This is a genomic window from Bacillus sp. AK25, from assembly GCF_048270685.1.
Taxonomy (GTDB): Bacteria; Bacillota; Bacilli; order Bacillales; family Bacillaceae; genus Bacillus; species Bacillus altitudinis.
The window spans coordinates 1,009,647-1,032,968 of record NZ_JBLUWC010000001.1 but is presented as its reverse complement, the minus strand read 5'-3'; the positions used below and the strand labels follow the sequence as shown (position 1 = coordinate 1,032,968).

20 protein-coding genes are annotated in these 23,322 nt (G+C 41.1%); 5 read left to right on the top strand and 15 right to left on the bottom strand.

Going from position 1 to position 23,322, the window contains the following annotated elements:
• Nucleotides 1-17: 17 nt before the first annotated feature.
• Nucleotides 18-236, top strand: coding sequence for a spore germination protein (locus ACNO7B_RS05245; protein WP_003211468.1), 219 nt, complete (start codon nucleotides 18-20; stop codon nucleotides 234-236).
• Between the two features lie 47 nt (nucleotides 237-283).
• Here ACNO7B_RS05245 and ACNO7B_RS05240 read toward each other — a convergent pair whose 3' ends face one another.
• From ACNO7B_RS05240 to addB, 5 genes are read right to left on the bottom strand one after another with little or no spacing between them, the layout of a single operon-like run.
• A complete protein-coding gene (locus ACNO7B_RS05240) occupies nucleotides 284-583 on the bottom strand; it encodes a hypothetical protein (protein WP_017360217.1) in 300 nt (99 codons plus the stop codon).
• A gap of 17 nt (nucleotides 584-600) precedes the next feature.
• Entirely contained in the window at nucleotides 601-3,996 is a 3,396-nt protein-coding gene (gene sbcC / locus ACNO7B_RS05235) for an exonuclease subunit SbcC (RefSeq protein WP_417901271.1), read from the bottom strand.
• A complete protein-coding gene (sbcD, locus tag ACNO7B_RS05230) occupies nucleotides 3,993-5,168 on the bottom strand; it encodes an exonuclease subunit SbcD (RefSeq protein WP_410684854.1) in 1,176 nt (391 codons plus the stop codon). The genes sbcC and sbcD overlap by 4 nt, the downstream gene beginning before the upstream one ends.
• A 25-nt stretch (nucleotides 5,169-5,193) precedes the next feature.
• On the bottom strand, nucleotides 5,194-8,898 hold the full coding sequence (addA, locus tag ACNO7B_RS05225) for a helicase-exonuclease AddAB subunit AddA (RefSeq protein WP_417901270.1): 3,705 nt from the start codon (nucleotides 8,896-8,898) through the stop codon (nucleotides 5,194-5,196).
• A complete protein-coding gene (gene addB / locus ACNO7B_RS05220) occupies nucleotides 8,876-12,385 on the bottom strand; it encodes a helicase-exonuclease AddAB subunit AddB (RefSeq protein WP_417901269.1) in 3,510 nt (1,169 codons plus the stop codon). Before addB ends, addA begins: the two co-directional genes overlap by 23 nt.
• A gap of 166 nt (nucleotides 12,386-12,551) precedes the next feature.
• Between addB and ACNO7B_RS05215 the strand changes: the two genes are divergently transcribed.
• The gene (locus ACNO7B_RS05215) at nucleotides 12,552-12,998 is read left to right on the top strand and encodes a ferritin-like domain-containing protein (protein ID WP_007499129.1); all 447 of its coding nucleotides are present in this window, start codon (nucleotides 12,552-12,554) and stop codon (nucleotides 12,996-12,998) included.
• A gap of 191 nt (nucleotides 12,999-13,189) precedes the next feature.
• Here the strand turns inward: ACNO7B_RS05215 and ACNO7B_RS05210 are convergent, their stop codons facing one another.
• From ACNO7B_RS05210 to ACNO7B_RS05200, 3 genes are read right to left on the bottom strand one after another with little or no spacing between them, the layout of a single operon-like run.
• Nucleotides 13,190-13,600, bottom strand: a complete 411-nt coding sequence (locus tag ACNO7B_RS05210; protein WP_008348626.1) for a DoxX family protein — start codon at nucleotides 13,598-13,600, stop codon at nucleotides 13,190-13,192.
• A gap of 57 nt (nucleotides 13,601-13,657) precedes the next feature.
• Nucleotides 13,658-14,497, bottom strand: a complete 840-nt coding sequence (locus ACNO7B_RS05205) for a M56 family metallopeptidase (protein ID WP_017360221.1) — start codon at nucleotides 14,495-14,497, stop codon at nucleotides 13,658-13,660.
• Nucleotides 14,490-14,912, bottom strand: a complete 423-nt coding sequence (locus tag ACNO7B_RS05200; RefSeq protein ID WP_007499135.1) for a BlaI/MecI/CopY family transcriptional regulator — start codon at nucleotides 14,910-14,912, stop codon at nucleotides 14,490-14,492. The genes ACNO7B_RS05205 and ACNO7B_RS05200 overlap by 8 nt, the downstream gene beginning before the upstream one ends.
• 276 nt (nucleotides 14,913-15,188) lie before the next feature.
• On the opposite strand from ACNO7B_RS05200, the gene ACNO7B_RS05195 reads away from it, so the two are divergent.
• A complete protein-coding gene (locus ACNO7B_RS05195; protein WP_017366972.1) occupies nucleotides 15,189-16,331 on the top strand; it encodes an AbrB family transcriptional regulator in 1,143 nt (380 codons plus the stop codon).
• 35 nt (nucleotides 16,332-16,366) lie between these two features.
• On the opposite strand, the gene lepB is transcribed toward ACNO7B_RS05195, so the two are convergent.
• Nucleotides 16,367-16,879 (bottom strand): signal peptidase I, encoded by a 513-nt coding sequence (gene lepB, locus ACNO7B_RS05190; protein ID WP_007499139.1) that lies wholly within the window; start codon nucleotides 16,877-16,879, stop codon nucleotides 16,367-16,369.
• Nucleotides 16,879-17,496 (bottom strand): TVP38/TMEM64 family protein, encoded by a 618-nt coding sequence (locus ACNO7B_RS05185; protein WP_017366969.1) that lies wholly within the window; start codon nucleotides 17,494-17,496, stop codon nucleotides 16,879-16,881. Before ACNO7B_RS05185 ends, lepB begins: the two co-directional genes overlap by 1 nt.
• A gap of 159 nt (nucleotides 17,497-17,655) precedes the next feature.
• On the opposite strand from ACNO7B_RS05185, the gene ACNO7B_RS05180 reads away from it, so the two are divergent.
• Both ACNO7B_RS05180 and ACNO7B_RS05175 read left to right on the top strand, forming a co-directional pair.
• The gene (locus ACNO7B_RS05180; RefSeq protein ID WP_017360224.1) at nucleotides 17,656-18,018 is read left to right on the top strand and encodes a hypothetical protein; all 363 of its coding nucleotides are present in this window, start codon (nucleotides 17,656-17,658) and stop codon (nucleotides 18,016-18,018) included.
• An 85-nt stretch (nucleotides 18,019-18,103) separates the two neighbouring features.
• The gene (locus tag ACNO7B_RS05175) at nucleotides 18,104-18,538 is read left to right on the top strand and encodes a hypothetical protein (protein ID WP_017360225.1); all 435 of its coding nucleotides are present in this window, start codon (nucleotides 18,104-18,106) and stop codon (nucleotides 18,536-18,538) included.
• A gap of 34 nt (nucleotides 18,539-18,572) precedes the next feature.
• Here the strand turns inward: ACNO7B_RS05175 and ACNO7B_RS05170 are convergent, their stop codons facing one another.
• From ACNO7B_RS05170 to ACNO7B_RS05150, 5 genes are all read right to left on the bottom strand, one after another.
• A complete protein-coding gene (locus ACNO7B_RS05170) occupies nucleotides 18,573-19,529 on the bottom strand; it encodes an LCP family protein (protein WP_417901268.1) in 957 nt (318 codons plus the stop codon).
• 138 nt (nucleotides 19,530-19,667) lie between these two features.
• Nucleotides 19,668-20,612: a siderophore ABC transporter substrate-binding protein gene (locus ACNO7B_RS05165; RefSeq protein ID WP_191218909.1), complete on the bottom strand. Its 945-nt coding sequence runs from the start codon at nucleotides 20,610-20,612 to the stop codon at nucleotides 19,668-19,670.
• Nucleotides 20,613-20,634: 22 nt separating this feature from the next.
• Nucleotides 20,635-21,393 (bottom strand): ABC transporter ATP-binding protein, encoded by a 759-nt coding sequence (locus tag ACNO7B_RS05160; RefSeq protein WP_081114757.1) that lies wholly within the window; start codon nucleotides 21,391-21,393, stop codon nucleotides 20,635-20,637.
• Nucleotides 21,384-22,334, bottom strand: a complete 951-nt coding sequence (locus ACNO7B_RS05155; protein WP_025207102.1) for an iron chelate uptake ABC transporter family permease subunit — start codon at nucleotides 22,332-22,334, stop codon at nucleotides 21,384-21,386. Before ACNO7B_RS05155 ends, ACNO7B_RS05160 begins: the two co-directional genes overlap by 10 nt.
• The gene (locus tag ACNO7B_RS05150; protein ID WP_017366964.1) at nucleotides 22,327-23,277 is read right to left on the bottom strand and encodes an ABC transporter permease; all 951 of its coding nucleotides are present in this window, start codon (nucleotides 23,275-23,277) and stop codon (nucleotides 22,327-22,329) included. Before ACNO7B_RS05150 ends, ACNO7B_RS05155 begins: the two co-directional genes overlap by 8 nt.
• Nucleotides 23,278-23,322: the final 45 nt, after the last annotated feature.

Below are 23,322 nucleotides of genomic sequence, written 5' to 3'. Positions count from 1 at the left end.
AATAAAGGATGTCGATTATGCCAGCAATTGTCGGACCCATTTACATTAACTCGATTTCTGGGGGCGTCGTAAACGTCGGTGACTCATTTTATCTTTCGCCTAAAAGTTCTTCAAAATCTGCTTTAGGCTCTGGAGCGGGGAATACCGGAGATTTCTTGATTTTAAATAATGGCATTAGCGCCACCAACTATGTGGATCCTGACTTAAATGATCAGAATATGGTAGGCAATGCATAAAGCGGCTCCTCTACACTCATTTCATTTAGAGGAGCGCTTTTTTATGCTTATTTCTTTCTGCGTTGTCTTGATTTCTTTGTTTTGACCAGCTTGCTTGCCGGCTGCTTTCGAATCCATTTGATGTACGGAACAAGCTTTTCATCTTGTCTTAGGGCATCCAGCGTATTCAAACGTGCGGCAAGCTCCTGGTTTGTATAAAGAGCATGTACCTGTTTATGGCAAGGGATACACAGGAAGGCAGTCGGTAGAAAGGCCCCTCCTTCTTCTCTTGGCGTTAAGTGATGTTCTGTAAGGACGACCTCTTGTCTTCCGCACAGCTCACATAATCCAATCGTTTGCTTTGCCAACCTGAGATCACCTCACTTTACATTAATTCCATCGAGACTGTTGTTCCTTTCCCGCTTGGATCTGCTGGGTGGACAATCAGTTTCTTTGGCAGTCTCATCTTTAATTCTTCCACATGGCTGATCACACCAACGGCCAAATTTTGAGACTGTAGCTTCTCTAATGCTGTAATCACCGTATCTAACAAGTCTTGATCGAGCGTACCAAATCCTTCATCTAAGAAGAAGAATTGCAGCGGGAACTCACCTCTCAGCTGAATTTGTGCAGACAGAGCAAGGGCAAGTGCTAAAGACGTCAGGAAAGTTTCTCCCCCAGACAAGCTGGATACCGGACGTCTGACACCTCCATTGGCATCATCCCGCATCACAAAACCGCCCTCTGAATCGACTTCAATGGCATACCTTTGTCTTGTCAAAATCCCAAGACGATGAGAAGCATCGCGACTGACACTTTCTAGCTGTTCTTCTGCTAGGAACTCAACAAATGTATTCCCTTTAAACACAGTTTGAAGCTTATCCAGCCGGTCAATTTCTTGCTGCAGTTCTTCAAGGCGTTCATGAATGCTTGCAAAGCGCTGATGGTTTGCTTCAATCACTCGCAGATGCTCCTGTGCAGATCCACTCAGCGCTGTCGCTTCTTCAAGCGCTTTTTCCGCAGCTTCTTTTTTTAGTTGAATATCTGTCCACTCGTCTTCATCCAGCGACTCACCTTTTAACAGTTCAGAAATTCGCTTTAAGTTTGCTGCACATTGCTTTCTTTTATCCTCAAATTCCTCAATTTCCTGTTTGACTGTAAGACGTACAGATCGATCCATTAAAGCAGGTGCTATCTCCTGAGGATGAGCAAAAGGAGTAGATGCTGTTTCTTTTTGCCACGCTTTCTCAGCTTCTTGTTTTCGCCGCTTCGCCTCTTGGAGCTGACGTTCACTGCTTGAGAAATGGCTTTGCGCCTCACTAAATAATTGCTGTGCATGCTTGAATTGCTCGTACGATTGCTGTTCTTTTTCATTTAGATGAACAAGAGATTGTTGAACTTCGTCCAGTTCATCAGAAAGAGAAGCCGCTTTTAAAGGATATCGCTGTAAATCTGTTTCATATTGATCGATCAGGTGTTGCTGGCTTCCCAGCTGATGCGCCAACTTATCGAGTTCCTTCTCTAGATCGTATATGGCTGTTTGCAGATGCTCTTTTGCCTGCTGTTTTTCCTCTAGAAAAGAAATACTCTTCTCAATACGCTCTTGATAACCTTCCGCTTGTTGATCCTTTTCGTCAATTTGTTGCTGCATTTCCTGCACTTGGTTGATTGTCAGATGAGGAAAGGTCTGTTCAAATTGCGTCAGTTGTTCGGAAAGCTCAGATCGAAGCTCCTTGATCAGCATGTCTAATTCCTGCATGCGCTGCTGCTCAAATGTCAGTTGATCTTTTACTTTGCTCATTTCTGCCGCTTGATCATAAGTAACGTCCATTAAACGAGCTCGTTTGCTTTCGATTGCTTGAATATCTTGTTTTACGCCTTTCCATTCTTGAATCAGCTGGTGCAAAGACTGCGGATTCTGTACTGCTTCTACTGCTGCAGCTACTTCCGAATCGGGGGCTTTTTGAGATAAAAAGGAGAACTGTTTAACTAATTGATTGGCATGCGTTTCAAGCAGCTGCTTTGCAGCAAACATGTCTCTAGCATATTCCTCTGCCAGCTTGAGCTCTTTATCCATTTTTACAATCCATTCATCAATTTGGGCAACCGTTTCTTCATGGTCATTGTCTATCACAGCCTTTGGATCATGATGAATCGATCCACAAACAGGACATGGTTCACCGTCTACTAGCTCTGCCGCTAATTCTTTTCTTAATTCTGCCGATCTGACAACATCACGCTGTTTTAATTTTTCTTGTTTTTTGTCCTGCTCTTTATGACTCCATTCTGTAAGACCTCGTTCAAATTCACATACATAAAAATACAATTGCTCTATCGCTTGAAACGATTGATTTATTTTTTCACGATGATCTTTTTGCTGTTTTTGAAGCTTTTCATACGATTGTGTCGCCTGTGCTGAACGCTGTCTTAGCTCCTCAATCTTTTGTTCTTCCTTTTGAATGCTCACATTCATTCTTTGAACATTTTCACTGAAACGAAGTGCGTCTTGTACAAGTTTCCGCTCTTTGACAGAGACTTGTAATTGTTCCAGCTCATGCTTCAACTGTGTTTGTTTCGCAAGCGCACGCTCTAATAAAGATTGCACGTTTTCGGCTTCCGCTTTTTTTTGAGTCAATTGCTGCGCTTTTTCATTGTTTTGCTGCTCTAGTACGGTCTTTTCCTGAAGAGCTGTTTCTTTTTTTCGTTCAATTTCTTTTAATTGAATCAGCTGCTCTTTCTTTTGAAGAAGCTCTGGCTCATTTTCCATTTTCTTTTGCCGCGTTTGCTCATACTCCTGCGTCATTTGATCATAGATCGTTCGTTGATGAAGTAAATGTTTTTCTGCTTCCTGCTTCTCTTTTGATGCTTGAGAGAGCTGCTTTTCAGCCTTTGTTAATGCATCCGCATAAGGCTTTAATGTCTCTGCCTGCTCTGCAATGTGAAGTTGATTCTTTTTCTCTTCCATCGTGGATGCCAGCAGATTGAGGTTGTGTTGTTCCTTCTCGTACGCTTCTTGTTCCTTTTGATACTGCCAGATGGCTTGCGCTTTTGTAAAAGCAGTGAACGCTTCGTCCCGCGTTTGTTTTTTCTCATGAAAAATAGCTTGCGCCTGCGCAGCTGCTTCTTTAGCTTTCGCTAATGCCTCTGGACCAGCTTCTCCTAATCCAGTCAGTTCAGCCAACAGTTCGTTTTTCTGTCCATAGTGATTTTGAGCCTTTGCGCGTAAACGTTTGACTAGCTGATCACCATATTTCTCCAAATTAAACAAACGCTGCAGCATTTGGCGCCTGTCGGCTCCTTTCAATGAAAGGAATTCCGCAAACTTTCCTTGGGGTAAAACAACCGCTCTCGTAAAATCGTCAATGGTTAAACCAAGTAATTCTTCTATTTTACGATTGACCTCACTTGCTTTATCTGCAAGAACTGTCTGCGTATCACCAATTTCAATCAATCGGCATAACGTCGTTCTAACCTTCATTTCATCTGCCCGTTTAAAGGCACGTTCCACTTTATAAGAAATATGGTGTTCCCTTTGCAAAGCGAACGTAAAGGAGACAGACAGTTTTTCTTCAGCTTGGTTCAAAATACCATGCGTATTATTGAGTGCACGTTCGACCTTGCCATAGAGTGCAAGTGTCATGGCATCTAATATGGACGATTTTCCGCTTCCAGTCGGTCCAAAAATACCAAACACACCTGCATCACATAAGGAGCTAAAGTCAATTGTTTGCTCTTCTCTGAAGCTATGAAGTCCTTTAATGGTTAGCGCGATCGGCTTCAATTCGCTTCCTCCTCTTGCATGTCATTGGCAAGCTCTAAAAATAGCTTGACAGTTTTTTCATCAGGTAGACCTCCACCTGTCTGACGCTCATAAAATTTCACGAACCGCTCTTCAATCGAGAGCTTTTCCACTTGTTTTTGTTCTTCTTTTTGCTGTAACTCTTTAAACTTTGGTCTAATATGGACAAATCCACTATGCTGTTTTCTCAGCTGATGAATTTGTTCGATCGACAGCTGATCTGTTAAGTGAATCTCTAAATCAATCCAGGCTTGAAGATCCCGCTTTTCATCCAGCCAACTGTGTACTTGGCTCAGCCCTTCAGTCGCCTTCCACTTCATAAGTGGTTTACCGCTTGATAAAAACACTTCTTTCCAGCTTGCTGTTTCATTCGGTTTTGCATCCACAATGGTGACTGATTTGGCGTAGCCTGCTTCAGAAAAGCTGTATGCAAGTGGAGATCCAGAATAGCGGGCAATCGTTTTGGCACGTTTAATGGTTTGGGGGCGATGCAAGTGCCCCAATGCGACATAACAAGCCGACTCAGGCAGACTTTCGGCCGCAACGGTATATGCGCCTCCCACTTCAATCGGCCTTTCCGAATCCGTTTGACTGCCACCTGCCACATAAATATGACTTGTTGCGATATTGACCGTATCCGCCTGAAATTGGTTGCTTAAATATTGAAACATTTGTTGTATTTTTAAATTGTACTGATCACGAAGCAGTTTCTCTTCAAATGTTTCAGCCAGCACCTCGTTTAGCCTTGCTTCGGACGGGTAAGCGAGTGCTGCAATAGATAGACGTTCACTTGCAGAAGGAACATTGACATGAATTAAATCATTTGTCGGATATCCAATTAAATGAATCCCCTGCTCATTCGTTAAAGGAGATGCGGCTGATAAACGGTCTGGGTTATCATGGTTGCCAGAGATCACAACCACCTGACGCTTTCCTTTACCAGATAATGCAGACAGACTTTCATAAAAAAGCTGTTCTGCGCGAGCAGGAGGGTTCACTGTATCAAAGGCATCTCCAGCCATCACAACGACATCAATGTGTTCATCCTTGACGATTTGATTTAATTCATCTAAAAACTCTGCTTGCTCCTCAAGCCGGCTTCGGCCTTCAAGGGTTTTCCCTAGATGCCAATCCGCTGTATGCAGAATCCTCATGTGATTCACCTCTCATTCATTCCACCTATAAAGAAATTTCTAGATTTCCATCAAAGAAATAAAGGATTTTTTCCTCTAATGTTCTGTTTGTTAAACGTTCTACCGCTGCTGTATACAACGATATTTGCGTTTCATAGCGTTTTTTTAACATCGCTTCAGCTTCCTCTAATCCACCTGAGAATCTGCCAGTCACTCGATCTGTTTTATAATCAAGTAAATAGAGCTTGCCATCTGCTTCAAATAAACAATCAATCATTCCTTGAATGAGCACAGGTTCACCTTCTGCATCAATATGGCTGTATACCTCTTTAACCGGTAAAACCATACTAAACGATACTTCTCGTTTCACCCAGTCCGCTTTCCGCAGTTTTTGACCAATAGCAGTAGAAAAGAAGGCCACAATTCCTTCTCGATTGATGGACTGGATTTGTTCATCTGTTAGTAAGTCTTTCTCTTTTAAAGAATGGAGCAGCTCTTCTACACGAGATTCATCATATGGTTCATTTGAAGGAAGAGGGATATGCTGCATGACTGTATGCATGGCCGTCCCTTGTTCTGCGGCTGTGAGTGTTTTTTTCTTCATAAAAGCCGGTCGTTCGTACAGTGTCGCACGAGTCTTTCGGATGGAAGAAGGCACACTGTATTCATCCTGTATTTCTTTCATTCTTTTGATCTCGGAAACTGACTGCTTTGTCCCTACTTGGGAGGCCGCTAAATATGGATAACGCCATGAAAGTCTTTCTTTTACTTCCTCCTCGTAATCGCCATATCCTTGAACAGGCACACCTTCCATTAATGCTTGTACCACTTCGTCTTGTTTTTGTTTTTCAAGTGACATGTCTTCTTGTAGAAGATCGGACGCTTGATGAAAGGTGATAGAAAATGATGATGGATGCGAGAGAACGACTTCTCTCGATTCTTCTAAAAGAGAAGACATCGCTTGATGACGGATAAGAGCAGGGCCAATAAAATCTAAGTATGTTCTCGCTTGATATCGTTCAAAATCAGGGAGGAGCCAGTCGTCTCCGTTTGCGGCATTTTGCCACTTGCTTAAAGCTTTCACTTGATTTTTGACAGAGCCGACTAAAAATAATTTTTCCTTCGCCCTTGTGAGCGCCACATATAGAACCCTCAGTTCTTCAGATAGTAACTCTTTTCTCATCTTTTTTTTCATCGCGATCAGCGGTAATGTTGCATAACTAATTCTCAGTTCAGGATGAATATATTTGCTGCCAAAACCTAATTCTTTATCGAGCAAGTAGGACTGATTTAGATCCATCATATTAAAGTTCCTGCCAAGTCCTGCAGTAAACACAACAGGGAATTCGAGTCCTTTACTGCTATGAATGGTCATCATGCGGACAACATCCTCTGTTTCACTGAACGTTTTTGCCGCTCCAAGATCATCTCCACGCTCTTGCATTCTTTCAATAAATCGAAGAAATCGAAATAGCCCTCTAAATGCAGCCTTTTCATACTGTTTCGCTCGATCATATAAAGCCCGAAGGTTTGCCTGTCTTTGCTTACCTCCTGGCATCCCGCCGACATAATCTAGATATTGTGTATCTCGGTACACTTCCCAAATCAGTTCTGCTACCGAATGCTGAATCGAAAAATCACGCCATTTGCGTAATTGAAGGAAGAATCGCTCCAGCTTTCTGCATGTCGGATGATCAGAGTGTGTCACACGCATAAATGCCTTCACAGCGTCATAATAAGTGCCTTTTTTATCACTTGTTCTAATCAGTGCCATCTCATTTTCGTCTAAATGAACAAGAGGTGACCTTAAAACAGCAGCGAGCGGAATATCTTGATATGGATTATCAATCACTTTTAACAAAGAAAGAATGACAGATACTTCTGTAGCTTCGAAATAACCTGAGGAAAGATTCGCATAAACAGGGATTCCCTGCTTCTTCAACTCTTCCATCATTTGCGGAGCCCACGGCATTGAGCGAAGCAAGATCACAATGTCTCGATACTGCAAGTTGCGTGTCAGCTGCTGCTTTGCATCGTACACTTGAAAAGGCTGTTCTACCAATTCTTTTATTTTTTTTGCAATCACTCTCGCCTCAAATTGTACCGTCTCTAGCTCTTCTCGTTCTTCATCGCTTTCTGTGTCGTGCTGATCTAAATGAACAAGAAGCATTTCTGTCGTCGTGTCTTCGCTTTGCGGATAACTCGCTCCAAGCTTTAATTCAGCTTGTTCATCATATTCAATTTCTCCAACTGTTTCTCCCATCAGCTGTTTGAACAGAAAGTTGGTACTGTCTAAAACATCAGCCCTGCTACGGAAGTTTTTATTTAGATCAATTCTTTTACCTGTTTCTTTGCTGTCTGCTTTGAATTGTTTATATTTATTTAAAAAGAGCATCGGCTCTGCAAGTCTAAAGCGATAAATGGACTGCTTCACATCACCAACCATAAAGCGGTTGCCTTCGGCAGGATGTTTTCCTTTAGACACGAGCTTTAAAATCGTTTCTTGGACAAGGTTTGTATCCTGGTATTCATCCACGAGTACTTCTTCAAATTGCTGTTGATAGTACTTAGCCGCTTCTGTTTCAATGAGATTTCCTTCTGCGTCCTGCTTCGCTAAAATGCGCAAACAATAATGTTCTAGATCAGAAAAGTCTACGATTGATTTTTCTTGTTTTGCTCTCTCGAAACGCTCTCCATATTGAATCACAAGCTCTACAAGTGTTTCTACAACTGACTTCATTTCAGCCAAGCTTTTTAAATGCTGATCGGGACTGCGCATAAAGTATTCATCTTTTAGCTTTTCTAATTGTTTTTTGGCTTGATTGCGTGCATCTGTTGCTTTTTCTAACAGAGCCGGGTCATAGTCATCCCCTTTGCAAGTCTTTAACCTTTTAAAATTGATGTTTGGCAAAAGCTCATAAAGTGTCCCAAAATCATCTTGATGCCTTATTAATTCATTTACTTGCTCTAAATCATCTATAAAATTCTCTGCTCTCGGTGCTGGACCGCCCGGCTCTTTTGATAAAGTGAGCGCTTGTTCCAGCAGTTCCTGACAGCTTCTTAAAACGAGAGAAAGGTCCTCTTTGATATATGGATAAAAGGGTAATTCTTCTACCTTTGTCTGTGTATCCACATCATAAAGAGAAAGGAATGCCCGCATCCATTGTTCGGGAGCTGGATGTGACCTAGAAAACTCATAAATTCTTTTGACAAGCCATTGAAGATCTAAATCATGCCGATCAGATGTGTAACGATCAACGAGTTCAAAGAATGACGGCTTTCCAGCCTTATACTCATCCTCAAACAGTTCATCTAACACTTCATCTCCTAATAATTCTCCTTCTGTTTGATCAGCCAAACGAAAACCTGGATCAAGGTCAATCTCATAATAAAAGGTACGGAGAACTTGCAAACAAAAAGAGTGCAAGGTAGAAATATTGGCACGATTCATAAGTGACAGCTGTCTCCGCATATGAAGTGATCCAGGGTTTTTAGATAGTTCTTTTTCAAGTGCTTCAGTGATCCGGTGCTTCATTTCTGCTGCTGAAGCATTGGTAAAAGTCACTACGAGCAGCCTGTCCACATCAACTGGCTGCTCCGGCCGAGTCATTTTTCGAATGAGCCGTTCAACCAAGACCGCTGTTTTCCCTGACCCTGCCGCCGCAGCAACAAGAATATCTTGTCCTTCTGAAACGATGGCGTTCCATTGGTCATCTGTCCAAGTACTGTTATTCGGTTTTGGTATTTGCATACTGATCCCCTTCTTTTTTGATCCGGTCTAACATGACATCATCCTTCTCAGAGGTGAGCACCCTAAATTCATTATCTTCTATTGATTCATCAAATTGGCAAATAGACTTAAAGGAGCAAAAGCGGCAAGGGGTTTGATCCTTTAAGTTATATGGGTTTATTTCTACCTCACCGCTTGTAATTCTTTCTCCTGCCTCTTCAAAGGTTCGCCGAACGTGTTTTGTGAGAATGTGAAAATGATCTTCACTTAATACCGCAGAGTCAGATCGGAAAGAACCATCCTTTTTCAAACCAGCTTGGATGACTTGTGATCTTCCTGATTCGAGTGTTTGATCCATCAACTTCACTGCTTCCACATCTTCGAGCAATAGACCCTTCATTTTAAATTTCTTCAATATTTCCTGCTCAATTGCATCCTCTGCGAGCGGAATAGGCGCTTGAATCAGCGGGTCATGAATATGGAAGTATAAAATCCCTGCCGGTGTCGCTTCCATGCCAAGCCATTCTTTAGAATACGTAATGGTCAGGTCTAAATAAGTGAGCATTTGCAAGGCTAAACCGTAGTAAACTTCTGCTAGATCAAGCCCCTTCTCACTGGACTTATAGTCGACAATTCTTAATAGAAGTCCTTTTGATCCTTCTGCTTTATCCACTCGGTCAATCCTTCCAACAAGCTCCATCGTGCAGCCGTTTTTTAATTGAAAAGTAAACGGCGGCAGAGGTCCTTGACCTCCAAAACCTAACTCAAGTCCAACCGGAGAGAATCCGCTCACTTTTGCATGTTCGCTTAATATAGAAGACACCCTGATGAGGATTTTTTGGAGCTTTTCTTTGATATAAGCATGCCGATTAGAGCTTAATAAAATTTCTTTTTGCAGACGTGGAGCCAGCTGTTCGATTGCATGCCTTGAGTAGGTCACACAATCTTCCTTCGTTAAGTTTTTCCAATCCTTTTTTTGTTCAACAAGCGTATCTGAAATCAGTTTTAAAGCCGAGTGAAAGAGCTGACCGATATCAGGTGCTTCTAATTTGTAAAATTGTCGATCTTTTAGTTTTAACCCGTGGGAAGCAAAATGAGAAAATGCACATGCATTGAATTTCTCCATTCTTGAAACACTGCCCTGAATATGGTCACCGTAAAGTTCTTTTGTGACATTCGGATTTAAACGTGTCGCTCTATTTGTAAAGAACAAGCTGGACATGATTTTATTTGATACGTCGCGGTTGGACGAGGTCATCAAATGATTATATACACTCCACCATACGCCGCTGATCGGATATTGATTGAGCCATTGTTGCAGCTGCGAAACGGTATAGGATAACGAGACATGCTCGTTTGTTACAAATTTTAATTGCTCCTGATCTTCCAACTGCTCTGGATCTAACACATAGAGGGCTTGCTGATGGTTTGGCATCAGTTCCTCACAATACTTGATGAGGGTCGAAGGCAAAAGAGACCGCCCTTCCGTATCTGAAGCTGAATAGGATACATACAGGTAGTGCGATGGACTGGACAGCGCTTGATAAATCAAAAATTGTTCATCCAGCAGCCGTTCCTTCCCTGTCTCTGCCAGCTCTGCTCCTGCACGTTTTAACCATTCCCGGTCGTCTTCAGACAATACACTTTCATCAGAGGGCCGTGCAGGTATAACTCCATCATTTACTCCAATGACAAACGTACACTTTACTTGATACATTCTGGATAAATCCATACTTCCGATAAACACTTGATCAAGTGAAGGGGGAATCAAAGCGAACTTGAGAGAGGACAGTCCTGTATCCATCATCTGTTGAAATAATGGAAATGAGAGCTCCTCCTCGCCCAGCATTTCAACAAATTCATCCATCAATTGAACGACAGCATCCCACACTTGCCCATGCTGCATCGCTTCAGCTAATCTGCCTGCTTCTTCTGCCTCAAGCCTTGCCTTTTCAAGCTTTTCTGGCACTTGGGCTTCCTCTAGAAAGACATACACTGCCTCCACCATGTCTCTTAGCTTTTGCGCTTTTTTCAATCTTTTTTGCAATTGAAAGAGTGGCGGAACAATCCATTCTTTTACATCATTCAGCATTTGCTCCATTTCTATTTCTTGATCGGTTTGTCCAAAATCTTCATCTAATGATTGAAAGCGGCGATAATGAAAGCGTGAACCATTCGTCCAGCGTTCACCTTTTACACCGTAAGCAATACAATAGTTTTCAAGCTGATCCGCCTGTTCTCTCGCTTTGTTTTTAGCGAGTTCAAGCGGAAATAAGAACTCCGTTTTCACACAGCGAAACACCGCCTCATACCGCCAGTTCCCTTTTATGACATCGAGGCTCGAGCGAATGAACTCAATGAGCGGATGATACTGCATCGATTCATTTCCATCAATAAAGAAAGGAATATCGTAATCTCGAAACACCTCTTTTAACGTATCTTTATAGTCGTCTACATGTCTTGCAACGATTGAGATATCTCGTAACCTAAGACCTTCCTCTCTTACTAAAGCAAGAATATCTCTCGCTACTCCCTCAATTTCAGCTCGTTTATTTGCACTTTTCGATACGGTAAGGTGAGGCGTTTCTTCTTGATACGGCTGCAAAGGTCTCTGTTCATATTGATTTTCTAAATAAGCTAGATCTGGGGTATGAAGATGCCGCTTATTTCTCTCCAAAATGTTCTCAGAAATAGCCGCTCCGCACTCTTTGGCCAACTGATAAAGCTGGGAATATGTCTTACCTGTCATGCGAAATAAATCAAGTTCATTTGGCTGCGTGTCATGATAGGAACGATCCACTGTGAATGCAGCTGTTATTTTTTCTGCATGTAGCAAAAGCTGTTCAATGACAAGAAGCTGCTGGGGGGTAAACTGATAAAAACCATCTATATAAATGTGTGCCCCTCTCAATTCTTCTGATAAAGGAATTTGCTGAGCCAGAAGTGTCAAGTAATCCTCTGAGTGCACATACTCATCTTGCAGATGCTGCTCCATCTGCTGATAAAGAACATGAAGATCATGCAATTTTTCCGCCGCACGTCTTTCTTCTGTATACTCTGAATGCATACTGGATGCCGAGATTTTTTCAATATCCTCCGGCATCATACAGTACCTTTTGAATTCAGCCATCGTCTTTTCTATTTGCTCAACAAATCCCGGTTTATCACTCGCCTTTTTGAATACCTTAAACTTGTCTTTCTGTTCTTCTATTACTTTTCTTAAGAGCATTTGAATTCCTGTGCTTGTGACAAATTGACGGTTCGCACCGCCAGTCTGCTGTAATATAGACCAGGCAAGCCGAGTAAAACTAAAGACTTTGGCCCTGATCATTCCACCAGCTTCAGACGTTTTTGCAAGCTCATATTCCATTAAAAATGTCATTTGATCCGGGACTAAAAAAATGATTGGCGGACCCAGCGGATCAAGCCGCAGTTGTTCTTTGATTTCTTCTAGAATTGCAGTCGTTTTTCCACTCCCCGATCTGCCTGCTAAAAACTGAATCTCCACGTTCCACAACACCTTTCTTATGTACTCATATTCTAGCGAAAATAAAGGTAAATAGCTATTTTCCTATCACCTTCCCTTTCTCCTCCGATTGAAAAGAAAATAGGCACCTTTCCCGACTCTTTTCATATCATAAACCATCATGATCTAAAAGGAGGCTGGCAATATCATGTATTACGGTTATTATGACTACTCGCCATATGACATGCGCCAAAACACAAGGATCATTGCAGACCTTGAAAAGGCCATCAATGGCGAATATTCTGCGATCCAATGCTATGAAAAACTTGCACAAAAAGCAAAAAATCCTGAAGCGAAAAAAATCATTCAAGAAATACGTCAGGATGAAGTCAGACATTATCAGCTATTTACAAAGCTATACTATTCTTTGACTGGTAAAAACCACAAACCAAGCATAACAGAGCCTTGTCCAGACCAATTTAGGGAAGGTCTCTTATTTGCCTTTAAAGACGAACAAAAAACAGTCGATTTTTACTTAACGGTATCAGACTATGTCCGTGATCAAGGAACAAAGGAATTAATGAAGCGTATTGCTCAAGATGAACAGCAGCATGCTGTCTGGTTTCTATATCTTTTAACGCACCATGTTTCTTAGTTACCCCTATTTTAATAGGAGATCGTATGTTCCGTCAAAAAATGAAATTGCTTTTTTGCTCATTCAATATGTGAAATAAAGGGCTGTCATCATCAAAACGCCTCTTCGCTTTTCCTTTTTTAATGATAAAACGACCTTTTGACCATAAAAAAACTCCTCTGCTACAAATTGCAGAAGGAGTTTTTTGTTATTTAATGAAATTTTGCTTCATTGCTTTGTTGCTGTTGTTTTAACAATCCATCAATCGAAAGCATCTTGCTGCCACTAAGTGTCAAGTAAAGCGCCATGACCATTAAAGAAAGTTCAAATTCATAACCGCCCACAAACCCTCTTGCAAAACCAACTGTGATAATGGCTACAGCCATAATTGGCACAAATAAAGCTGCGAAAAGACGTGTGCCTAAACCTAGAATCAGGGCAATTCCACCAACCAGTTCAATTGTTTTGACAATATAGGCCATAAATTCTGGGACACCAATTTGACCAAAAAATGCCGCAGTGCCTCCTAGTCCACCTTGATATGCTTGAAGCCCATGTAAAAAGAAAATAATGCCTAAGATGACGCGTACAAAAAGTGTTCCTATTTCTTGATTTGTTTTCATATAGTGATTTCCTCCCATTTTTACACTACATCATGTAATGTTCATTCGTAAAAAAAATTAGTAATTTAAGTTGAGCATAATCATTAAGACCAACATGAGGATGGTTGATGTCACAATTGGGATAAGTGGTACATTGAACGGTATGTTGTATGTTGGGTTTAAGATTTTTTGGATTCTTAAATTCAATGCTCGATCTCCAAAGGACACGGCAAATTTCGTTTGTTTTTGAAACTGGGTTCTATTTTTAATGAGTTTCAAAAGGGCTTGCCCTACTCCTAGCTCAGTCCCTGTCTGCTGAATGGCATAGTCATCTGCAATGACCTCACGAAAAACGGAGTAACTTTGTCTCATATGCTTTAACACAGGAATGTACCAAATCACTTTCGTGAGCATAGAGAAAGTGAAAGTCTTTAAAGGATCGTAGCTGTATTTGTGATGTAATTCGTGATAGACAACAGCATCGATTTCTCCTTCATCCAGCATGTCTATAAGCGCTGTTGAGAGATACACTTTTGGCCGAAGCATCCCCATTGCGAAAGCAAGCGGTTCATGGCAATGAAACACAATGATCTCATTTCTATACTTGTCTGATAGACTTTGCGTTGAATGTTGATCGACTGCCATCATCATATTTCTTTTGAAATGAAGATACTTTCTGACCTGCTTTGTCATATAGAAAACGGCAAAACCAAGCGTATACAAGACGAACGCATCCAGAAAATACTTTAAAGGAGTGAATCCATAAAATTCGAGAACAGATTGACATACATGGATCAGGTTATATGCTTGATTCCAGCCAAAAAAGCTTGAGAGTACATAATAGCCCATCTGGTAAAAGATCACTAAGCCAATCAATATACCGCCTAAAAACAGCAGACTCGACTTCATTTTAATCATGTCGTTTCTCCTCTTTTTTGGATGCAAGCCTTGCTTCGAGTACCTTCAGTAATTCAGGATCAGCACTTTCAATTGCGTCCACCATATGATTGACTGCAAGGGGGCCGAAATCATCCATCAGTCCTTGAGTAATCCATTTCGTTTGCTCATTTAGAAATTCTTCTTTTGTTAAAACAGGGTTATAGATAGATGAACGCCCTTTTGTTTTCTTTTCCACAATTCCTTTTTCGGTTAATCGATTGAGTACCGTCATGACCGTGTTGAAATTAATCGGCTTTTCATCTGACAGCTTCTGCTGTACCTCTTTAATCGGCATATCCTCACCTTGATAAAGGATCTCCATAATCCTTCCTTCTAAAGGACCGAAAAAGCGGTTCAATCCCTTTTCGTTATATTTAAAAGAAGGAATTTTCATGTCATCACCTCACACTATGTAGTGTAGTGTAATTGAAAATGATAGTCAACCGATAACAAAAATAGGGGAAAATCGTTGTATATTGTATTTGTTTTTGGCGAAAATTATATGTCATTTATATCAAAAACAATCTTTTTTCTAACAGAGTTAACCATAAGATAATCTTATGAAAATACTAAAAAAATTCGTATTTTATTTATAGAGACTTTTGTATTATAGTGAAGATAACAACATTTCACTTACTGAACAAATATACAGGAAGAAGGTTTATACGTGATGAAGCAAGGAAACAGCCTTCGAACCGATCTCATTTTGATTGCGGTAAGCGGTTTAGGTGGATTCCTTTTATCTCTAACAGGGATGTCTATCGGCTGGATGATTGGCACATTAATGACAGCTGCATTTATTGCCATGCGCCGTCCCGCCCTGTTTCAGCGTAAAGGAAAGAATACCTTACGTATTCACAGCAGATGGCTACTCCTTGGTCAATTCATTCTCGGAATCGAACTAGGACAAAAAATGAACATGAAAGTCCTTCACATTTTCGCTGAAAATTGGCTTCCCGTGAGTTTCATGCTCGTCTTTTCTATTTTATTAGCCATGCTCTCCGGGTTTGTCTTATGGAAGCTGAGTAAAACCGATATGCTGACTAGCTTTGTCGGCACTGCCCCCGGCGGTCTTTCCGCTATGCCGGGCATCGCCCAAGAGGTTGGAGCAAATACAGCTGTAGTGAGTCTCGTACAAACGATACGTGTGTTAATGGTCGTACTGACCATTCCATTTACGGTATTTTATTTAAATACAAAAAGCCAATCAGATGTGGTAGTCGCCCAAGGCAGCGCCTTCTCATCAGGCGTTTTCACAATATCAAACATTTCTTGGACTGCTGCACTCATTTTAGGGGCATGGCTGATGTCACGCCTAGCCGTGCGTCTTCACTTTCCCGCCCCTTGGCTCATCGGCAGTATGTTAGGTGTGGCAGCTCTCCAAGTAGGGGCAGGCGCCTTGACAGGTCATGATTTGATTCCTTACTGGCCAGCCCAAGCGAACATTGCGTCACAGGTATTTCTAGGGGCAACCATCGGGTCAAAAATGAATAAACAAATGTTTGTCGGGTTAAAAAATACCTTGATTGTGGCCGTCGTCAGCTCAGCCGGATTGATTGCTGCGACCGTTCTCAGTTCAATTGCCATTGCAGAAATAACAGGTATTTCTGTCATTACAGCCATTCTTGCTTTTTCGCCTGGCGGTATTGCAGAAATGGCCACAACAGCTGTTACACTTCATGAGGATTCCACATTTGTTGTGGCTGTACAAGTCGTCAGAATTATTTTGGTCATCGCCATGCTGCCACCGTTTTTTCGTTTCTTACATCATGTCTGGGCAAAAAGACAGACTGATTATAAAACCGCTAAATAGAAAAAGCCGCTCTACTTATGCAGAGCGGCTCTTTTTTATTCATCATGATTCCTTTTTACACCGACTACTTGATCCTTTGAGATGGTTCCAAAATGCCGGCTGTCAAAGCTATGTATTCGATTATCTCCGATCACGAAGTAATGATTGTTTTGTATGTTCTGACGACCGGTGATGGCTTTCAGCTGAAAATCACCTGTTAGGACGTTGCCCATTTTATGTTTTTTCTGCTCTTTTAAATACGGCTCTTTCCACTTTACACCATCAACAAACAGTTGATCATCTTCATATTTGATTGTTTCTCCTGGAAGCCCAATGACCCGTTTGATCAAGATTTGATTTTTAGGGCCATGAAATAACACATAGTCAAACCGGCTAATTTTCGTGAGTTTTGGCGAGAACTTGTTAATTAATAATTCTGTTCCATCTGTAAATGTCGGGTCCATACTAACCCCTTCTACTTTGTACGTGACAAACATGAAATTCTTTACTTGGAACAACAAGACGATGCATGTAATAATCATGAACCATAGCAATGGCTTCTTTTTCATTAAGAGCCTCCTTTGTCCTCACGCTGACTCATCCGAATATTCAACCTATTTTCTACTCTCTTTCCAACATACCATAATAAAGCAATGACTAGAACCGCAAAAACACTTCTTAACGGATTCTTTACTAAAGCAGAAATGTCATAGCCGATAAAACTAATAATAAAGAGCATGACACACTTCCCTGATAAAGCAGCTAATGAGAACTGCCAGACGCTGATTCTTGATAGACCTGCTACGACATTAACGGCAGCAGAAGGTGTAAAAGGAAAGCAGAGTAAAATAAACAACGGACCAAATCCCCGCTTTTCAACCCAAAGCATTAGCTTTTGAATAGAAGGGTGTCTGCTAATAAAGTTCAGCATCCTCATCTGTCCAAATTTTCTGATCAGTAAAAAGACAAGGATAGACCCTGCACTTGCACCAATCCAGGTCAATAAAAAGCCTTCCCATAGCCCAAAAGCATTTGCATTGGCCACCGCAAATGCCACGAGAGGTAAAAACGGTAGAAATGCTTCTATTAAAGGGAGTAATATAGCCACAATGGGTCCAAAAGCCTTGTAGCTTTCAAAAAATGATGTGATATTTTCATGAGTAAATATAGAAAGAAATAATGGCAACTTGTTTGACTCCTTCAAGGTTTGTCTATCTTTCATTTTACATGGAAAACATAAAAATATACAAATGAATCCCTCTCAGCCCCCCCTTGAGATTTTTTAACTCATCCGATATAATAAATAAGAACAAATGTTCTATAAATAAAGAAAGCAGGCATGGACATGACGAGATTATCAAGCGTACAGCTTCAGATGATGGAACAGGCCATCTTTCTTCCAATGGTCATCTCCATCCTCAATCGTGATTTGACGTACCTTAAAAAACATCAAACATTCAAACTAAATGAACCATATATTCAGCTAGTCACCTCTTCATTAAAAGAAGCACAAAAAGCCCTTTATCAACTGAAACAACAGTTACGTAAAGAAAAAATGAACGTACAGCAAATTGAACACGATGAAGGATTTACGACATATTTATTTCTGATCAATGGCTATGAAGAAAAGCATAAATATTTTAATCCCCGTATACGTCATCGTGTAGAGGAAATGCTCACCCATTATTTTCTCCATTCAGGAAAATGATATGGTTATATTTTACATTTATAGAAGGAACTCTTCACTTTTTGGCGAATTGATTATTATACCAAAAATTAGGAGGTTCCAACTCATGTTCAAAAAAATAACAGCACTTACCTTAGCAGCAGGATTACTTGTGCCAAGCACAGTGTCAGCATTAGAACCACTGCAAACAGGAAAACAAGCCCCAGCAGCATCTGCACAAATAACAAGTGTAGCCTATACAACGGTTTCTATCGTTGGAAAACGAGTGAAGTTTGAAGTGAAAGCACTCGAAAATCCTTTTAACATGAATTACTATAATCGAATTGCTTGGACGAGTACGGACGAAGAGCCAAGTGTATTCAATGACAATATTCTATCGGTCATTGTCGCTAAAAAAACCGGACAGGCTTATCAAGTCTCTTCATACGAAGCGCTCACTTCGGTAAAGGACAAGATTGAATCAGGTCAAAAGGTGTATGGCTGGGCGCTTGCTTTAAATGGTGTGTGGTACCCAACGATGCCTGCAACCCTCTATTATTAAAAAAAGCCTGCCACAGTGGCAGGCTCTTTCTCCATTATGATAATTCGAGCTGTTTTCTCAGCTCTTGTCTCACTTCTTCTAATCCTGGTCCATCTAACTCAAAGTAATACACATTCGCAGGCTGGTAATCGTGCCCTTTTAACTGGATGGTATCCACTGATTTTAATGAACTCAGTAAAGGGAATAGACCGATCAACTGTTTCATGGATAAATTGGTGGAGACGTTATCTCCAAGTGTATCAATGATGTTGTCATAAGACGGTATGGACGAAATGGATTTGGATTTTTCAAAGATGGCTTGAAGTGCTTCCATTTGGCGCTTTCCGCGCATGAGATCACTATCTGCCTTTCTCGTTCTCACAAACGCTAATGCTTCTTCACCACTGAGCGTATGCGTGCCTGTTTCCACATGAACTTTTCCTTTTGAATCCTTTTCCATTTGTTTTGCAATATCTTCATCTTCAATCGTTACGTCAATTCCATTTAGCTCATCGACAATGTCTTGAAACGCCTTAAAGTTTCCTGCAATCACATAGTCTACCGGGATGTTTAACAAATTCTCTACCGTTTTGACTGATAAATCTGCACTCCCAAACGCATGGGCGTGAGCAATTTTATCATATCCTCTCCCCGGTATATCAACATAAGAATCACGAGGAATACTTAGGAGCTTGATCGTTTTGTCTGTTCGATTCACCGTCGCCAGTAAGACCGCATCACTTCTTGCTTCGTCTACCGTTTCACCTGGACGGCTGTCAATCCCTAAGAGCAGCACCGAAAAGCTATCCTTTCCTGGATCAAAAGCTTTCACACGCTTTTGCGAGGTCTCTCCTCTTTCTAAAGATACTTGCGCTTTATTCGACGCTTTTGAAATTTTATAGTATGCATATCCTGTGACAGATACTGCCATGATCATGACAAATGCCATGATAAACAGCACGACTTTCACCCAAGGTCTTAGCCTTCTTTTTGATCTTGTTTTCTCCTTCATCCTTTCCGAACCCTCACTCTATCTTAGTCTCACAATGTAGGTTCCACTATAACATATTTTGATGAAAGTTTCCTGCATGCAACATATTTTTATGTATCCACAATAAAAAGCTGCTCGATAGGAGCAGCTTTTCATCCATTACTTTTGTTCAATTCCTTTTTTCACTTCATCAATCATCGCATTCAATGATTCAAGGCCACCGCCTGCTAAATACCACATGTCAGAGTTTAGATACACCACATGATTGTTTTTAACCGCTTTGACTGATTTCACATAATCATTTTCCACAAGCTGTTTCGCAGACGTTTCTTCTCCAATCGCCGCGCCGCGATCCACGACAAATAAGTAATCTGGATTCGTTTTGACCATATATTCATACGAAATGCTTTGTCCATGTTTATCAGATGGCTCTAGCTTTTGATCTGCTGGTGTGATGCCAAATACATCATGGATCAGACCATATCTTGACTTAGGACCAAATGCCGTCATTTTGCTGTCGTTCGCCATGATGACGAGACCATTTTTCTTTAACTCTTTTGCTTGTTTCTTTAATGCATCTACTTTTTGATCAATAGCAGAAAGTTCTTTTTTGACTTGGTCTTCCTTATCAAAAATCTTTCCTAATGTTTCAGCATTCTTTTTAAATGATTCCATATAGTTAGCGTTATCTACATCCATATAAATCGTCGGAGCAATTTTAGAAAATTCATCAAATGCATCTGCTTGACGGTGCTGAATAATGATCAAGTCAGGCTTGATTTCTGCAATTTTCTCAAAGTCTGGCTCTTTTAAGCCGCCGACATTCTCATATTTGTCACTTTCATATTTAGATAAATAGTGAGGAATCACTTGTTTTGGTAAGGCTGTCACGTTGACACCAAGTTTATCAAGTGTATCGAGACTTCCCATATCAAAGACGACGACTTTTTTCGGGTTTTTCTTGACCTTCACACCGTCTTTATTCAACATATCCTTTACTGTTACGGTTTCCTCATTCGTTCCCGCTGTTTTTCCTTGGTTACCACAGGCAGCAAGGACAGCAATTGCTGTTAATACTGTTATCATCCAAATCCATTTTTTCATGATTGATCACCTCTTCATTTTTTCAAGAAAAATATAAGCAAATACGCTCACCACGAATGACTTCGATCGGTATGCGCATGTCATAAATGTGTTCAAGTGCTTCTGTTTGAATCACTTCATCAACGCTTCCTTCTTTGACCACCTGACCCTCTTTTAAGGCGACGATGTGATCTGAATAGACAGATGCAAAGTTAATATCATGGAGAACAACAACAATCGTTTTTCCAAGATCTTTCACGAGCTGCTGAAACAGCTTCATCATTTCAACTGAATGGTTCATATCTAAATTGTTTAAAGGCTCATCTAAGAAAATATAATCCGTATCCTGAGCCAGCACCATGGCAATAAAGGCTCTCTGCCTTTGTCCGCCGCTTAGTTCATCTAAATATTGATGCTGGATTTCGACGAGTCTCATGTATTGAAGCGACACATCAATCATGTTCTCATCTTCTTTTGTCAAGCGGCCTTGAGAGTAAGGAAAGCGGCCAAAGCTGACAAGCTCACGAACGGTCAGACGCACACTCATGTGGTTCGACTGCTTCAAGATGCTCATTTTTTTCGCAAGCTCCTGAGGAGAGTAGGCACGATAAGGTTTGTCCTCTAAACAAGCTTCCCCAGTATCAGGTTGAATCAGGCGGCTCATGATGGACAAAAGCGTACTTTTGCCTGCGCCATTTGGACCAATGAGAGAGGTCAGCTGTCCTTTTTTTACACTGACAGTTGTTTCGTGAAGCACTGTTTTTCCGTTATATGTCTTACTGACTCCCTTCATCACGACCATGAACGACTCTCCTTTAAAAGTAGATAAATAAAATACAGTCCGCCGACTAAATCAATCAGCACACTAAGCGGTGTTTGAAACGTAAAAACCTTTTCCACAAGAAATTCCCCGCCAACAAGCGCAATGACACTAATGAAAAACGAGCCTAATAGCAAGTACGTGTGCCGATATGTACGAAACAGCTCTCTTGCCACATTTACGACGAGTAAGCCAAGAAACGTAATCGGGCCGACGAGCGCCGTCGCAATAGAAACAAGGACAGCAATGACGATCAGCATCTTTTTTGTGATCCTGTCATAGTCAATCCCGAGATTCACAGCCTGTTCCTTTCCTAACGACATGACATCTAATTTCGCGCGGAAGGTCCATATATAAAGACAAAGTGCCGCAAATAAAAGAGAAGCGAAGAGTAAAATATCTGTGTTGATGTGATTAAAGCTGGCAAAGGACTTGTCCTGTACGACTTGGTATTCATTCGGGTCAATGAGCATTTCCATAAAGGAAGAAAGACTTTTGAACAATGTTCCAAACACAATCCCGACAAGCAGGAGTAAGAAAATATGCTTGTTTTTGCGCTTGAACATCACCGTATAGAGCAGCACAGAAAAAAGAATCATCAATCCAACGCAGAGAAAGAAATTCAGGTTCTTATTCGCGATCATCAAATTGGTCGATCCAAAAAGATAAATAATCGCCGTTTGCAAAAACAAGTAAAGCGCGTCTAACCCTAAAATGCTTGGCGTTAAGATTCTGTTATTGGTCAATGTTTGAAACACAACAGAGGAAAAGGCAATCGCGCCTCCTGTCAAAGTCATGGCAAGCACCTTTTTTAAACGGCTCGGCACTGTGTACTCCCAGTACCCCATTTGAAAGGTGACGAAGATGACAACGAATACGGCTGCAATGGCTGCAATGAGAAATAATGTTCGTTTCTTATGCATAGCGCTTCCTCCTTAATAACATGTACAGGAAGATCGCACTTCCAATGATGCCGACCATAAGCCCGACAGATATTTCATATGGATAAATGATCACCCGTCCGAGTACGTCACATATGAGCACAAAAATGGCCCCTAATAAAGCCGTATGCGGCAGGCTCTTTTTCAAGTGATCCCCTCGGTAGATCGATACAATATTCGGAATGATTAAGCCAAGGAATGGCAGCATGCCAACAGTCAAAATCGTTACAGAAGTAATCATCGAAACAATCACCAAACCAACTGCCATGACACGTTTATACGTTAAACCTAAATTGACGGCAAAGCTCTCACCCATACCAGCCACTGTAAAGCGGTCAGCATATAAATACGCGATGATCAATAGAGGAACACTCACATAGAGCAGTTCATAACGCCCCTGAACAATAAGAGAAAAATCCCCTTGCAGCCATGCGGATACGTTTTGGATCAAATCATATTTATAGGCTATAAACGTGGAAATTGAACTAACAATTCCGCCAAACATTAAGCCGACTAACGGTACGTAGATCGTATCGTTCACCTTAATATGGCGTAGAATTTTTAAGAATAATAGATTGCCAGCTAACGTAAATAAAAACGCAATCGCCATTTTCATCAGCGGGCTTGCCTGTGTAAAAACAAGCATAGCGGTTAAAATACCCAGCTTGGCCCAATCCATTGTTCCTGCAGTCGTTGGAGAGACAAATTTATTTCTCGTCATGCTTTGCATGATAAAACCGCATAAGCTCAGGCTCATGCCAGCAAGCACAATACTCATCAGCCGCGGGATGCGACTTGAAAATAAGGTGTTCATTTGTTCATCTGATAGATGAAACAACTGTAAAAGAGACAGGTCCTGTACTCCGACAAACAGCGACGCACATGCCAAACACACAAACAACAAACTTAATTGGTACAACTTCATACAGGGTTCACACTTTCTATCAAGCTCTCTGCCACAAATGATTAT

Bases quoted from the DNA above. Each gene is read 5' to 3' on its own strand.
- ACNO7B_RS05215 (WP_007499129.1), top strand. From the start codon at position 12,552: ATGTATTACGGTTATTATGACTACTCGCCATATGACATGCGCCAAAAC.
- ACNO7B_RS05150 (WP_017366964.1), bottom strand. From the start codon at position 23,277: ATGAAGTTGTACCAATTAAGTTTGTTGTTTGTGTGTTTGGCATGTGCG.
- ACNO7B_RS05195 (WP_017366972.1), top strand. From the start codon at position 15,189: ATGAAGCAAGGAAACAGCCTTCGAACCGATCTCATTTTGATTGCGGTA.
- ACNO7B_RS05170 (WP_417901268.1), bottom strand. From the start codon at position 19,529: ATGAAGGAGAAAACAAGATCAAAAAGAAGGCTAAGACCTTGGGTGAAA.
- ACNO7B_RS05245 (WP_003211468.1), top strand. From the start codon at position 18: ATGCCAGCAATTGTCGGACCCATTTACATTAACTCGATTTCTGGGGGC.
- ACNO7B_RS05210 (WP_008348626.1), bottom strand. From the start codon at position 13,600: ATGAAAACAAATCAAGAAATAGGAACACTTTTTGTACGCGTCATCTTA.
- ACNO7B_RS05165 (WP_191218909.1), bottom strand. From the start codon at position 20,612: ATGAAAAAATGGATTTGGATGATAACAGTATTAACAGCAATTGCTGTC.
- addA (WP_417901270.1), bottom strand. From the start codon at position 8,898: ATGCAAATACCAAAACCGAATAACAGTACTTGGACAGATGACCAATGG.
- ACNO7B_RS05180 (WP_017360224.1), top strand. From the start codon at position 17,656: ATGACGAGATTATCAAGCGTACAGCTTCAGATGATGGAACAGGCCATC.
- ACNO7B_RS05160 (WP_081114757.1), bottom strand. From the start codon at position 21,393: ATGGTCGTGATGAAGGGAGTCAGTAAGACATATAACGGAAAAACAGTG.
- ACNO7B_RS05155 (WP_025207102.1), bottom strand. From the start codon at position 22,334: ATGCATAAGAAACGAACATTATTTCTCATTGCAGCCATTGCAGCCGTA.
- sbcD (WP_410684854.1), bottom strand. From the start codon at position 5,168: ATGAGGATTCTGCATACAGCGGATTGGCATCTAGGGAAAACCCTTGAA.
- ACNO7B_RS05205 (WP_017360221.1), bottom strand. From the start codon at position 14,497: ATGATTAAAATGAAGTCGAGTCTGCTGTTTTTAGGCGGTATATTGATT.
- lepB (WP_007499139.1), bottom strand. From the start codon at position 16,879: ATGAAAAAGAAGCCATTGCTATGGTTCATGATTATTACATGCATCGTC.
- ACNO7B_RS05175 (WP_017360225.1), top strand. From the start codon at position 18,104: ATGTTCAAAAAAATAACAGCACTTACCTTAGCAGCAGGATTACTTGTG.
- ACNO7B_RS05200 (WP_007499135.1), bottom strand. From the start codon at position 14,912: ATGAAAATTCCTTCTTTTAAATATAACGAAAAGGGATTGAACCGCTTT.